This window comes from Streptomyces sp. BBFR25 (assembly GCF_044590125.1).
GTDB classification, from domain to species: Bacteria; Actinomycetota; Actinomycetes; order Streptomycetales; family Streptomycetaceae; genus Streptomyces; species Streptomyces canus_D.
The window spans coordinates 3,672,704-3,686,055 of record NZ_CP172447.1 but is presented as its reverse complement, the minus strand read 5'-3'; the positions used below and the strand labels follow the sequence as shown (position 1 = coordinate 3,686,055).

At 71.9% G+C, this 13,352-nt stretch carries 12 protein-coding genes; 3 read left to right on the top strand and 9 right to left on the bottom strand.

The annotated features are described in order from the left end of the window. Positions 1–16: 16 nt before the first annotated feature. Positions 17–1,060 carry a P1 family peptidase gene (locus tag ACGH52_RS16625; RefSeq protein WP_210973938.1) on the bottom strand — a complete coding sequence of 348 codons (1,044 nt, stop codon included), beginning with the start codon at positions 1,058–1,060 and terminating at the stop codon, positions 17–19. Positions 1,061–1,173: 113 nt separating this feature from the next. Next, complete coding sequence (locus ACGH52_RS16620) at positions 1,174–2,406, bottom strand: low temperature requirement protein A (RefSeq protein ID WP_399946773.1); 1,233 nt, start codon at positions 2,404–2,406, stop codon at positions 1,174–1,176. Positions 2,407–2,525: 119 nt separating this feature from the next. Between ACGH52_RS16620 and ACGH52_RS16615 the strand changes: the two genes are divergently transcribed. Continuing rightward, the gene (locus tag ACGH52_RS16615) at positions 2,526–2,702 is read left to right on the top strand and encodes a hypothetical protein (protein WP_399940195.1); all 177 of its coding nucleotides are present in this window, start codon (positions 2,526–2,528) and stop codon (positions 2,700–2,702) included. Between the two features lie 16 nt (positions 2,703–2,718). Here ACGH52_RS16615 and mscL read toward each other — a convergent pair whose 3' ends face one another. From mscL to ACGH52_RS16585, 6 genes are all read right to left on the bottom strand, one after another. Next, positions 2,719–3,189 (bottom strand): large conductance mechanosensitive channel protein MscL, encoded by a 471-nt coding sequence (mscL, locus tag ACGH52_RS16610; RefSeq protein WP_059301256.1) that lies wholly within the window; start codon positions 3,187–3,189, stop codon positions 2,719–2,721. Between the two features lie 111 nt (positions 3,190–3,300). Next, positions 3,301–3,915, bottom strand: a complete 615-nt coding sequence (locus ACGH52_RS16605) for a hypothetical protein (protein WP_399940192.1) — start codon at positions 3,913–3,915, stop codon at positions 3,301–3,303. Positions 3,916–4,065: 150 nt separating this feature from the next. After that, positions 4,066–4,983, bottom strand: coding sequence for an S-methyl-5'-thioadenosine phosphorylase (locus tag ACGH52_RS16600; RefSeq protein ID WP_399940189.1), 918 nt, complete (start codon positions 4,981–4,983; stop codon positions 4,066–4,068). A gap of 102 nt (positions 4,984–5,085) precedes the next feature. Next, positions 5,086–5,418 carry an FmdB family zinc ribbon protein gene (locus ACGH52_RS16595; protein ID WP_121701976.1) on the bottom strand — a complete coding sequence of 111 codons (333 nt, stop codon included), beginning with the start codon at positions 5,416–5,418 and terminating at the stop codon, positions 5,086–5,088. 67 nt (positions 5,419–5,485) lie between these two features. Next, positions 5,486–6,751: an MFS transporter gene (locus ACGH52_RS16590; RefSeq protein WP_399940186.1), complete on the bottom strand. Its 1,266-nt coding sequence runs from the start codon at positions 6,749–6,751 to the stop codon at positions 5,486–5,488. A 248-nt stretch (positions 6,752–6,999) separates the two neighbouring features. Next, complete coding sequence (locus ACGH52_RS16585; RefSeq protein ID WP_374103155.1) at positions 7,000–8,541, bottom strand: potassium/proton antiporter; 1,542 nt, start codon at positions 8,539–8,541, stop codon at positions 7,000–7,002. 306 nt (positions 8,542–8,847) lie between these two features. Between ACGH52_RS16585 and ACGH52_RS16580 the strand changes: the two genes are divergently transcribed. Beyond that, entirely contained in the window at positions 8,848–11,670 is a 2,823-nt protein-coding gene (locus ACGH52_RS16580; RefSeq protein ID WP_399940183.1) for a penicillin acylase family protein, read from the top strand. 69 nt (positions 11,671–11,739) lie between these two features. On the opposite strand, the gene ACGH52_RS16575 is transcribed toward ACGH52_RS16580, so the two are convergent. Next, complete coding sequence (locus tag ACGH52_RS16575) at positions 11,740–12,354, bottom strand: 5-formyltetrahydrofolate cyclo-ligase (RefSeq protein ID WP_121701979.1); 615 nt, start codon at positions 12,352–12,354, stop codon at positions 11,740–11,742. 93 nt (positions 12,355–12,447) lie between these two features. Between ACGH52_RS16575 and galU the strand changes: the two genes are divergently transcribed. Then, the gene (gene galU, locus ACGH52_RS16570) at positions 12,448–13,350 is read left to right on the top strand and encodes a UTP--glucose-1-phosphate uridylyltransferase GalU (protein WP_059301250.1); all 903 of its coding nucleotides are present in this window, start codon (positions 12,448–12,450) and stop codon (positions 13,348–13,350) included. The last annotated feature ends 2 nt before the right edge of the window (positions 13,351–13,352 follow it).

Below are 13,352 nucleotides of genomic sequence, written 5' to 3'. Positions count from 1 at the left end.
CCACGAGCGCCGCTCCTCACCCCTCGCGCCGCACCCCGCCGTACAGCTCCCCGTACGACGGCCAGGCCCCGCCCGGACCGACCACCGGGTCGGCGGCCCGCACCGCGCGCACGATCGCCCGCGTCACCATGTCGGCGCCCGCCGCCAGCACCTCGTTCAGCGCGAGCGGCTGCCCGGCGTCGAGCGGACGCTCCCCGGTCGCCAGGGCGAACACCGTGTCCCCGTCGCTGAGCAGATGCACGGGCCGTACGGCACGGGCGATGCCGTCGTGCGCGGTGCCGGCCAGCTTCTGTGCCTGCGCCTTGGACAGGTCGGCGTCGGTGGCGACCACGGCGAGCGTGGTGTTCAGCGGCGGCGGCGCGTTCCTCGCCGCGACCTCGGCCAGCCGCCGCCCCGCGGCCTCGTGGACGTCCGGCGCCGGGTACTCCACCGGCCCGCCCCGGAACAACTCCCCGTACAGCACCCCCGTTTCCGGGTCCGTCGCCGCCCCCGCCGCGTTGGCCACCACCAGCGCCGCCACCGTGATCCCCGAGTCCAGCACGGTGCTCGCGGTGCCCACGCCGCCCTTCAGCGTGCCGACCACGGCACCCGTGCCCGCCCCGACACACCCCTCGGCCACCCCGGCACCCGGCGCGCTCGCGTGCGCCGCCTCGACCGCCGCGTAGCCGGTGGCCGCGTCCGGCCTGGCCCGGAAGTCGCCCCCGCGCCCCAGGTCGAAGACGCAGGCCGCGGGCACCACCGGCACCACGTGCGCCGGGTCCGGACCGACCCGCACCCCGCGCCCCCGCTCCTCCAGCCAGGCCATCACGCCCGAGGCCGCGTCCAGCCCATAGGCGCTGCCGCCGGTCAGCACCACCGCCTGGACCTTCTGCACGAGGTTGCGCGGATCGAGCGCGTCGGTCTCCTTGGTGCCGGGGCCGCCGCCGCGCACATCCACACCGGCGACCGCCCCGCCCTCCGGCGCGAGCACCACCGTCGTCCCCGTGAGCCACCCGTCCCCGGCACGCGTCGCATGGCCCACCAGCAGACCGGCGACGTCCGTCAATGCGTCAACTGTCATACCGCCAGTCTCGTCCAGCCACCGGCGACGGGGCGGGAGCCGGCGACGGGGCGGGAGCCGGCGGCGGCACGGGAGTCGACGGCGGCACGGGAGCCGGCGGTCCCGGCACCGCCTCAGCCGGCCGGTGCCGTCGCGCGCCGCTCCCGCTCGGTACGCCGTGCGGTCAGGGCCACCCCGGCCGCGACGGTCAGGGCCAGGACGATCCCGGCCGCGAGCACCGCCGCGCCGCCGAGGAAGGTGCAGCCGAGCACCAGGAGCGCGGCCACCGGCAGCACGAGCTGCTCGGCGACGCCCACCTTGAAGTGCCGTGCGTGCAGCGCCCACACCGTGAGCAGGAAGACCGCCGTCGGCAGGGTCACCGCGAAGGACGCCGCGAGCGTCGAGACGTGCGCCTTCCCCACGGCCTGCTCCACCGCCACCTCCAGCCCCGCCCCGATCGCCGCCGCCGAGGCGAACACCAGGTAGTGGCCGTAACCCCACAGGAAGGACTGTCTGCTGGACCTCAGGTAACTGTGGACGGGCACCACGAAGTAGATCCACCAGGCCGCGAAGACGATCAGCAGTCCGCCGGCCGCGATCGGGAGGACCTCGCCCAGCGCGTCGTTCTCCTCGATGCCCGACTTCACCGCGACCGTGGCCGCGGCGATGGTCTCGCCGAGCACAATGATCGTGAGCAGCCCGTACCGCTCGGAGATGTGGTGCGGATGCCAGGACGACGGGTGCTTGCGCTCGGCGAACGCCGGCACGCACAGCTCCAGCACCACCATCACCAGGAACAGCCAGCCGCGGGCGCCCTCCGGCAGGAACAGCAGCCCCAGCCAGCCGACCTGGCAGAGCAGCACGCCGGCCGAGTATCTCCGGGCCATGGCGCTCTCCGGCGGTGCCGCGGACCGGCCCGCCCTGAGCCACTGCGTCGCCAGGGCGAGCCGCATGATCACGTAGCCGATGACGACGGCCACCCAGTCGTGGTCCTCGAAGGCCCGGGACACCCCGGCCGCCAGGACCAGCACACCGGCGATCTGGAGCAGCGTCACGACCCGGTAGAGGACGTCGTCGTTGTCGTAGGCCGAGGCGAACCAGGTGAAGTTCATCCACGCCCACCAGATGGCGAAGAAGACCATCGCGTAGTTGAGGACGCCCTCGCCGGCGTGCCCCTCGGCGACGGAGTGCACCAGCTGGACGCCCGCCTGGGCGATGGCGACGACGAAACATAGGTCGAAGAACAGCTCCAGCGGCGTGGCGACGCGGTGCGGTTCGTGCCGGTGGCGGGCTTTCAGCCGGCGCACCGGAGGGTGGTCGTCGGGCGGCCCGGCGGGCGCGCTTGCGGGGGAGGGACTGGACATCATGGCTCCCAGCACAGCAGAGACGGTGCGGATGTGCTTGCGAACCACACCCTCCGCCGGGACGAGCAGGACGAGCGGGACGGACGGGACGTCGGCCACGGCGCGAGCCGTACCCTGGGAGTATGAGTACCACCCCCGAACCCGAGCCCCCCGCGCCCAGGCCCGCGCTGGCCTTCGACGACCCGCTGGACCAGCAGAGCTCGGACGACACCGACCGCGGCTGGGGCGAGCGGCCCGAGGGCGACAGCGCGGCCGACCTGAAGCGCTTCCTGGACGAGAAGCCGCCCCACCACCTGTGAGCCGCGGGCGCGAGCGCTACGAGCGGTCGTGTCCCGAACCGCGCTGGGCGACCAGCGCGTCGCGGATCTCCTTGAGCACCTCCAGCTCGGAGACCTCGATGATCTCCTCGGCGCTCTCCTTCGCCTTGCGGCGGGCCTCCTGCCGGGCCAGGTACTTCGACATGGGCAGCACCATCAGGAAGTAGACGACGGCCGCCGTGATCAGGAACGTGAGGGTGGCGCCCAGCACGTGCCCCCACAGGATCCGCACACCCGTCGCGCTGTCGCCGGTCCCGGTGCACGGGCCCTTCAGGCAGGAGCTGTAGCCGTCCAGGCTCTGCGTGCCGAACGCCCCGACCAGCGGGTTGATGACCCCCTCCACCACCGAGTTGACGATCTTGGTGAAGGCGGCGCCGATGACGACCGCCACCGCCAGGTCGATGACGTTGCCGCGCATCAGGAAGGCCTTGAAGCCCTGCCAGACGCCCGGCTCGTTCTTCTCGCTCACGGTGGGAGCACTCCTCGCTTGAACAGGTGTAGGAACCAAACGCTCCGCAACCTACGACAGCGCTGGGCCGTCCTGTCCAATCCGGTCCCTCGAACGAGCGACTTGACCGGCTCAGCACAGGGTCACCGCCAACCGCTCCGTGGTACCCGCGCCGACCAGCCGGTGGGCGGTGGCGCGCTCCACCGAGACGACAACCAGCGCCCCGCCCGCCGCCGGATCCGCCACGGGCTCCGGCACCTTCGTCACCCGCGCACCGCGCGCGAGCACCAAGGCGTCGCCCGCACCGCCGTCGCCGGTCGCGACGACGTCGACCCGGTCGCCCGGCCTGAGCAGCCGCACCGTGCCCGCGTCGGCGATGCGCACCGGCGCCGCCACGAGCCGGGTGCCGTGCCGCTCGCCCACCGGATCGGCCACCGGGTGTCCGCGGGCCCGCCGCGTGTCCTGCCCGTCGGCCCCCGGTTGCGGGCCCGCCGCCACCAGCGCGGCGGCGGTGACCGCGAGCCCGGCGGCCAGCGCACGCCGTCGGTGCGCCACGAGCCGGTGCAGGGCACGGCGCCCGCCGCGCACCCGCACCGGGGCGAAGTGCGGCACCTCGCAGGTGGGCGGCGCGTCGCCGCCGGGCGGAAGCGGGGGAGGGAACGAGGAGGAGAGGGGAGGGAACGAGGAGGAGGGGTCAGGGAACGAGGACGGGAGCGAGGGAGGAGAGGGCAGGGCGGGACGGAACACGGGACCACCACCTGTGACGAGGGACCGGCTTGCGCTCCCACGATGAGGCTTCTCGCCGCGTCCCGCCGAAGCCCGTGGAGCACGGACCGGTTGTGGACAACTCCCTCACCGGAACGGGTCGTTCCGAGGCCCGTTCACACCCCGCCGGCCCTACGGCAGCGCGATCCCCGGATCCATCCCGCCCAGCGCCGCCCCGCACGGGCAGTCCCGCTCCCCGGTCGCCGGCAGCGCGGCCACCGAGTCGAACAGCACGCCCCGCAACCGGTCCACGTTCGCCGCGAAGACCCGCAGCACCTCCTCGTGCGAAACGCCCTCGCCGCTCTCCGCACCGGCGTCGAGGTCGGTCACCAGGGTCAGCGAGGTGTAGCAGAGTTCCAGCTCACGGGCGAGGGCCGCCTCCGGGTGGCCGGTCATGCCCACCACCGACCAGCCCTGCGCCCGGTGCCACAGGGACTCCGCGCGGGTCCCGAAGCGGGGCCCCTCGACCACGACCAGGGTGCCGCCGTCCACGGGTTCCCAGTCCTGGCCCCGGGCCGCCTTCAACGCGGCGGCCCGTCCCGTGGGGCAGTACGGGTCGGCCAGCGACACGTGCACCACGTTGGGCACCGTGCCGTCGGGCATCGGCAGCCCGTCGAAGTAGGTCGACGGGCGGGACTTGGTGCGGTCGACGAACTGGTCCGGCACCAGCAGCGTCCCCGGCCCGTACTCGGGGCGCAGCCCGCCGACGGCGCACGGGCCGAAGACCTGGCGCGCGCCCACCGAGCGCAGCGCCCACAGATTGGCGCGGTAGTTGATCCGGTGCGGCGGCAGATGGTGGCCGCGGCCGTGCCGCGGGAGGAAGGCGACCCGTCGGCCGGCGACCTCGCCGAGGAAGAGGGAGTCGCTGGGCGGCCCGTACGGGGTGTCCACCCGGACCTCGGTGACGTCGTCGAGGAACGAGTAGAACCCGGAGCCCCCGATCACGCCGATCTCGGCCCGCACGTCCTCGGCCCGCACGTCCTCGGCCCGCACGTCCTCGGCCCGCACGTTCTCGGCCTGCACCTGCTCGGCCGTCACCTTGTTCGCCATGCCCGCACCCTAACCGGCCCGCACCACGCCGAGAACCCCGTCGTCGGACGACGACAGGGTCTCGTAAGGAACGGTGTCCCGCGCGGGCGTGGGAAGCGGGTGCTACGCGGCGGTGGAGCCCGCGGAGGAGCTGCCGGAGCCCGAGGAGGACGACGAAGACGAGGACGACGAAGACGACGAGCCCGAGTCCGACGACGAAGAGGCCGAGGACGAGGCGGCCTTCGAGGACGACGACGCCGGTGAGCTGCTCGACGAGCTGCCGCGGCTGTCGTTGCGGTAGAAGCCGGAGCCCTTGAAGACGATGCCGACCGCCGAGAACACCTTCTTCAGGCGACCCTGGCAGTTCGGGCACTCGGTGAGGGCGTCATCGGTGAACTTCTGCACCGCCTCGAGGCCCTCGCCGCACTCGGTGCACTGGTACTGGTACGTCGGCACTGTCTTCCTCCTGGCACTCTCACTCGATGAGTGCTAACGACGGTCCATAGTGACCTATTCCGCGGGATCAGTCCACTGTGGCGGGCGCGCGGTGACCGACACCACGTGCGACCGTGCGGCCGTGGGACCGCGGCGCCAGCCGCGAGCGCAGCGCCATCAGGACCGCCAGCGCCAGGACCGTGCCGCCCATCGGCACCAGGAATCCGGCGCCGTCCCAGAACCGGTCCTCCAGCTGTCCGGCGACGGTCACGGCCGCCGCCTGCCCCAGCGCGACGGCGCCGGTCAGCCAGGTGAACGCCTCGGTGCGGGCGCCCGCCGGGACCAGGCCCTCGACCAGCGTGTAGCCGGTGACGATGGCGGGCGCGACGCACATGCCGACCAGCAGGCCGAGGCCCGCCAGCACGAGCACCGAGTGCGCGGCCCACAGGCCGGACGCGGTCAGCGCGAGGGCGGCGTAGCCGACCAGGAGGCGCTGCTGCGGGGCCACCTTCCAGGCGATGGCGCCGCAGGCCAGGCCGGAGATCATGTTGCCCGCCGCGAAGACGCCGTACAGGACGCCGTTAAGACCGGGCTCGCCGATCGACTCGGTGAACGCCGCCAGCGACACCTGCATGCCGCCGAAGACGGAACCGATGCCCAGGAAGACGAAGATCAGCACCCGCACGCCGGGGATCCGCAGCGCGGAAACGTGCTCCACGCGCGCGTGGCCGCCGTCGGCGCCGCCGACCTGCGGCTGGGTGCTCTTCTGCGCGGCGAACAGCAGACCGCCCACCAGGGTGAGCGCGGCCTCCGTGACCAGGCCCGCGGCCGGGTCGACGGCGGTGCACAGAGCGGTCGCCAGCAGGGGACCGAGGACGAAGGTCAGTTCGTCGGTGACGGACTCGAAGGCGGCCGCCGTGCTCATCAGGGGGGAGTCCTTGAGCCGCGCGGCCCAGCGGGCCCGCACCATGGGCCCGACCTGCGGCACCGAGGCGCCGGTGGGCACCGCCGCGAGGAACAGCGCCCAGAGGGGCGCGTCCGTGAGCGCGAGGGCGGTCAGGGTCAGGCCGGACGCCGCGTGCACGAGCACCCCGGGCAGCAGGACGGTGCGCTGGCCGTAACGGTCGGCGAGCCGGCCGCTGTACGGCGCGAACACGGCCATCGAGACGCCGGTGACGGCCGCGGCGGCGCCGGCGACGCCGTAGGAGCCGGTGGTGTGCTGCACCAGCAGCACGATGGAGAGCGTGAGCATGGCGAACGGCTGGCGTGCCGCGAAGCCGGGGAGCAGGAACGTCCAGACGCCGCGGGTGCGCAGCAGCTGCCCGTATCCCGGACGGGTGACCGTGGATGCCACGGCCCGTGCCTTTCTGCCGCCTGGTAGCGCGGTCCCGCTGCGCGGTGATCGTCGCGCGGGAGCGCCGAGAGCTGTCCACTTGCGCGGACTGCGGTAGATGCCGGAGCCCGCGAGGATGAGGGGGCGATCCGACCGCCATACGGTCGCGCCAGCTCTGCTTCAGACAGAGGTGGTTCGATCAGGTGCGGCCTTCATCGTACAGGGGACGGCACGGGTGCGGCCTGTGAAAGGGCGCACCCGTTCTTCGGTCACCTGCGATTGCCCCGGGCACTTTCGGTGCCTCCGGTGCCCAGCCAGCCGGCCAGCTTGCCGCCGTGGCCGACCGCGCGCAGCCGCGCCTCGGCGGCGTCCCGGACGGGGTCCGTGGCGACGACCAGGAGTTCGTCGCCACGGCGCAGCCCCGTGGTCGGCAGCGGTACGAAGGACGTCCCGTCGCGGACGACGAGGGTGACGGCGGCCCCGGTGGGCAGCCGCAGCTCGCTGACCTCGACGCCGTGCATCTTCGAGCCCTCGGGGATCGTCACCGACAGCAGGTGCCCGCGCAGCCGCTCCAGGGGCGCCGACTCGATGCCGAGGTCGGCCGCCTCGTCGCCCTTGCCCAGGTGCAGCTTGCGGGCCAGCCACGGCAGCGTCGGGCCCTGCACCAGGGTGTAGACGACGACCAGGACGAAGACGATGTTGAAGATGCGGTGGCTGCCCGCGACACCCTCCACCATGGGGATCGTCGCCAGGATGATGGGCACCGCGCCGCGCAGCCCGGCCCACGACATCAGGGCCTGCTCCTGCCACGGCACCCGGAAGGGCACCAGGCACAGCACGACGCTCAGCGGACGCGCCACCATGGTGAGCACCAGGCCGATGACCAGGGCGGGCAGGATGTCGTCGCCCAGCTCGTGCGGGGTGACCAGCAGGCCGAGCAGGACGAACATGCCGATCTGGGCGAGCCAGCCGAGTCCGTCGGCGAACCCCCGGGTGGCCGGCCAGTGCGGCAGCCGCGCGTTGCCCATGACCATCGAGGCGAGGTAGACGGCCAGGAAGCCGCTGCCGTGGACCATCGCGCCGGCCGCGTAGGCCGTGATGGCGATCGACATGACGGCGATGGGGTAGAGGCCGGAGGCGGGCAGCGCCACGTGCTTCAGCCCCCACGACCCCAGCCAGCCGACCGCGAGCCCGATGGCCGCGCCGATGGCCAGCTCCAGGGCGATCTCGCCGATGAGCACGTACCAGTGCTCGATCGGTCCTGCCGTGGAGAAGGCGACCACGAGGATGACCACCGGGGCGTCGTTGAAGCCGGACTCGGCCTCCAGCGTGCCCGTTATCCGCGTGGGCAGCGGAATCCGGCGCAGCACGGAGAAGACGGCCGCGGCGTCCGTGGAGGAGACCACGGCTCCGACGATCAGTGCCTGCCGCCATTCCAGCCCGGTCAGGTAGTGCGCGCCCGCCGCGGTCACGCCGACGCTCACCGCGACCCCGCCCAGGGCCAGCGCGGAGGCGGCCGGGAGGGCCGGTTTCGCCTCCTTCCACTTCGTGCCGAGCCCGCCCTCGGCCAGGATCACCACGAGGGCCCCGTAGCCGATGACCTGGACCAGTTCGGCGTTGTCGAACTTGATGTCGCCGATGCCGTCCTGGCCCATGGCGACGCCGATGGCCAGGTAGACGAGCAGGCTGGGGAGCCCGCTGCGCGAGGAGATCCGGACCGCCGCCACGGCGATGAGCAGGACGAGCGAGCAGACGAGCAGGAGCTGGTTGAGGTGGTGGACAGTCAGCGGCCGTTCCCTTCCCTGGCGCACAGCATGGATCACAGCGCGGGTGAGCGCGCCCGCTCGGCGCGCGAGGCGTACACCGGCGCACCCCTATGGCACACGAATCCGCCATGCTCTGCGGGCAACTACTTCGTTACCTTACCTAACTCTTGACGCTTTCTTGACGCTCGGCTTGGCAAGATCGAACGCCCGTGCGCTCCTGTACCCGACTCCGCGTCAAGGCGGAGCCGGGCCTGCGCCTACAGTTGCTCCAGCGTTCGGCGTTCAGCGCTCGGCGCTCAGTACGAAGCACAGCCCGCCCCTGCCGCTCGTGTTAGGACAGCAAGGACAGCGATGCCCCCCACCACCACCGCCTCCACGGGTCAGCAGCCCGGCACGTCCGGCAGGAAGAAGGGGCGCAAGGGGCGCAAGGGCCGCTTGCTCGTCCTCGTACTGGTCCTGGCCCTCATCGGCGGCCTCGCCTACGGGGCGTACTGGTCGATCAGCACCGTCCGCGCGTCCTTCCCGCAGACCAAGGGCTCGATCACGCTGGACGGCCTGTCGGGCCCGGTCGACGTCAAGCGCGACGGGTACGGCATCCCGCAGGTCTACGCCTCCACCGAGGAGGACCTGTTCATGGCGCAGGGCTACGTCCAGGCGCAGGACCGGTTCTACGAGATGGACGTCCGCCGGCACATGACCGCCGGGCGCCTGTCGGAGATGTTCGGCAAGAGTCAGATCGACAACGACGAGTTCCTGCGCACCATGGGCTGGCACCGGGTGGCGAAGAAGGAGTACGACGAGAAGCTCTCGGACTCCACCAAGGAGTACCTCCAGGCGTACGCCAAGGGCGTCAACGCCTACCTGAAGGGCAAGGACGGCGCGGACATCTCCCTGGAGTACGCGGCCCTCGGGTTCACCAACGACTACAAGCCCCAGGAGTGGACCCCGGTCGACTCGGTGGCCTGGCTGAAGGCGATGGCCTGGGACCTGCGCGGCAACATGCAGGACGAGGTCGACCGCGCGCTGATGACCAGCCGCCTCGGCCCGAAGCAGATCGCCGACCTGTACCCGGCGTATCCGTACGACCGCAACAAGGCGATCGTCCAGGAGGGCCAGTACGACGAGCTGACGCAGACCTTCGACGGCGGCGGCGCGTCGAGCGGCGGCGAGGGCGACGGCACGGGCACGGGCACGGGTACCGGCACCGGGACTGGTACTGGTACCGGCACGGGAACCGGTACGGGCACGGGAACCGGCTCCGGTTCCGGCAACGCGCTCCAAGGCCAACTGGCCGGCCTCCAGGAGGTCCTGGACGACGTCCCCACCGCCGTCGGTGTGAACGGCAACGGCATCGGCTCCAACTCGTGGGTCGTCTCCGGCAAGCACACCATCACCGGCAAGCCGCTGCTGGCCAACGACCCGCACCTGTCGCCGTCCCTGCCCTCGGTCTGGTACCAGATGGGCCTGCACTGCCGCACCGTCTCCGACAAGTGCCGCTACGACGTGGCCGGCTACACCTTCGCGGGCATGCCCGGCGTGGTCATCGGCCACAACCAGGACATCGCCTGGGGCCTGACCAACTCCGGCGCCGACGTCACCGACCTCTACCTGGAGAAGATCACCGGCGAGGGCTACCAGTACGACGGCAAGGTGGTCCCCTTCGAGACGCGCGAGGAGACCATCAAGGTCGCCGGCGGCGACTCCAAGAAGATCGTCGTCCGCGAGACCAACAACGGACCCCTGCTCTCCGACCGGGACGACGAGCTGGTGAAGACCGGCAAGAAGGCCACCGTCGACAGCTCCGCCCCCGACCGCGGCGACGGCTACGGCGTCGCCCTGCGCTGGACGGCGCTGGAGGCGGGCACCTCCATGGACGCCGTCTTCGCGATCGACCGGGCCCAGAACTGGGACGACTTCCGCGAGGCCGCCGCCCTGTTCGACGTGCCCTCGCAGAACCTGGTCTACGCCGACAGCGAGCACATCGGCTACACGCTGCCCGGCCGCATCCCGGTGCGCGCCGAGGGCCACGACGGCTCGGTCCCGGCGCCGGGCTGGAACTCCAAGTACCGCTGGACCGGTGAGTACATCGACCAGGACGAGCTGCCCTACGAGTACGACCCCGATCGCGGCTACATCGTGACCGCCAACCAGGCCGTCGTCGACGAGGACAAGTACCCGTACACGCTCACCACGGACTGGGGCTACGGCGCCCGCAGCCAGCGCATCACCTCCCTGATCGAGCAGAAGATCAAGGACGGCGGCAAGATCTCCACCGACGACATGCGCCAGATGCAGCTGGACAACAGCAGCGAGATGGCCAAGCTGCTCGTCCCCCAGCTGCTGAAGATCGACATCGCCGACAAGGACGTCCGCGAGGCGCAGAAGCTGCTGGAGGGCTGGGACTACACCCAGGCCGCCGACTCGGCCGCCGCCGCCTACTTCAACGCCGTCTGGCGCAACATCCTCAAGCTCGCCTTCGGCAACAAGCTGCCCAAGGAGCTGCGGGTCGAGGGCCAGTGCCTGTGGGTCGACCCGGTCAACACCACCGGCCCCGCGGACGAGACCGACAAGGTCCGCGAGTGCGGCCAGCGCGACACCGGCCAGGCGCAGCCGGACGGCGGTGACCGCTGGTTCGAGGTGGTCCGCACGCTGCTGGAGAAGCCCAAGAGCGACTGGTGGACGACGCCCGCCTCGGGCACCCGCAAGGGTGCGAACCACAACCGCGACGACCTGTTCAAGCGCGCCATGATCGACGCCCGCTGGGAGCTGACCGCCAAGCTCGGCAAGGACATCGACACCTGGAACTGGGGCCGGCTGCACCGCCTGTTCCTGAAGAACCAGACCCTGGGCACCGAAGGCCCCGGCTTCCTGAAGTACGCCCTCAACCGCGGCCCCTGGAAGCTCAGCGGCGGCGAGGCGGCGGTCAACGCCTCCGGCTGGAACGCGGCCGGCGGCTACGGGGTGATCTGGGTGCCGTCCATGCGGATGGTGGTCAACCTCGGCGACCTCGACAAGTCCCGCTGGATCAACCTGACCGGCGCCTCCGGACACGCCTACAGCGCCCACTACACCGACCAGACCGACAAGTGGGCCGACGGCGAACTGCTGCCGTGGTCCTTCTCGAAGAAGGCCGTCGACGAGAGCACGAGCGACACGCTGGTGCTCAAGCCGTAGCGGCCCCGCACCCGTCGCACGGAAACGGCCTCCACGCGCGCGTGGAGGCCGTTTCCCGTCTGCCCGGCGTCAGCGGAACCTGCGCACCCCCGACGGCGTCACCACCGCGTCCACCGGCCGGTCGTGCGGCTCGGCGGGGACGCGCGCGACAACCTCCCGGTCGTACAGCAGCACCAGCAGCGCGGGGCGCGCGCCCGCCGCCTCCAGCCGCGCCAGCACCCGGTCGTAGGAGCCGCCACCCCGCCCCAGGCGCAGGCCGCGGCCGTCCACCGCGACCCCCGGCAGCAGTACGACGTCCGCCCGCGTCACCGCGTCCGGCCCCAGCCGCTCACCGGTGGGCTCGTACAGCTCCATCCGCCCGCCGTGCCGCACGCGCGCGAGGGAGTCCGCCCCGGTGTACTCGCCCCAGTCCAGGTCGTTGTCCGGCAGCAGCGCGGGCAGCAGCACGCGCACCCCCCGCGCGCGCAGCGCGTCCAGGAGCGCGAGGGTGCCCGGCTCGGCGCCCACGGAGACGTACGCCGCCACGGCGCGCGCCCCCGCCACCTCCGGCAGCCCGAGCGCCCGCCCGGCCAGCGCCCGGGCGGCTTCCCGCACGTCGTCCGGCGTCAACCTGTTCCTCGCCGCGAGGAAAGACCGCCGCAACGTCCGCTTGTCAGGTTCGTCCACAGGGCCGAGATGAGACATCGGTGACTCCCGTACCGCGCTAATGCGCTCATATGAGCGCCTATGATCCCGAGTCACAGATTCTCCCTATAGGCACCGGATATGGTGGCGCGCATGACTCAGTCCCACCCCAGGATCAGCAAGGCTGTCATCCCAGCAGCCGGTCTCGGTACCCGGTTCCTGCCGGCCACCAAGGCCACTCCCAAGGAGATGCTGCCGGTCGTCGACAAGCCGGCGATCCAGTACGTGGTCGAAGAGGCCGTGGCCGCGGGCCTCGGCGACGTCCTCATGGTCACGGGCCGCAACAAGCGCCCCCTGGAAGACCACTTCGACCGCAACTACGAACTGGAGTCCGCCCTCCAGAAGAAGGGCGACGCGGGCCGCCTGGCCAAGGTCCAGGAGTCCAGCGACCTCGCGATGATGCACTACGTCCGCCAGGGCGACCCCAAGGGCCTCGGCCACGCCGTGCTGTGCGCCGCCCCGCACGTCGGCCACGAGCCCTTCGCGGTCCTGCTCGGCGACGACCTGATCGACCCGCGCGACCCGCTGCTCCAGCGCATGATCGACGTCCAGGAGCAGTACGGCGGCAGTGTGATCGCCCTCATGGAGGTCGCGCCGGAGCAGATCCACCTCTACGGCTGCGCGGCCGTGGAGAGCACCGAGGACAGCGACGTCGTCAAGGTCGGCGGCCTGGTCGAGAAGCCCGACGCGGCCGACGCCCCGTCCAACTACGCCATCATCGGCCGTTACGTCCTCGACCCGCACATCTTCGACATACTGCGCAAGACCGAGCCCGGCCGCGGCAACGAGATCCAGCTGACCGACGCCCTCCAGCGGCTCGCCGAGGACGAGTCGGTGGGCGGCCCGGTGCACGGCGTCGTCTTCAAGGGCCGCCGCTATGACACCGGCGACCGCGGCGACTACCTGCGTGCCATTGTCAGACTCGCATGCGAACGTGAAGACCTGGGCCCGGACTTCCGGACCTGGCTTCGCAGTTACGTAGCCGAGGAGATGTAAGG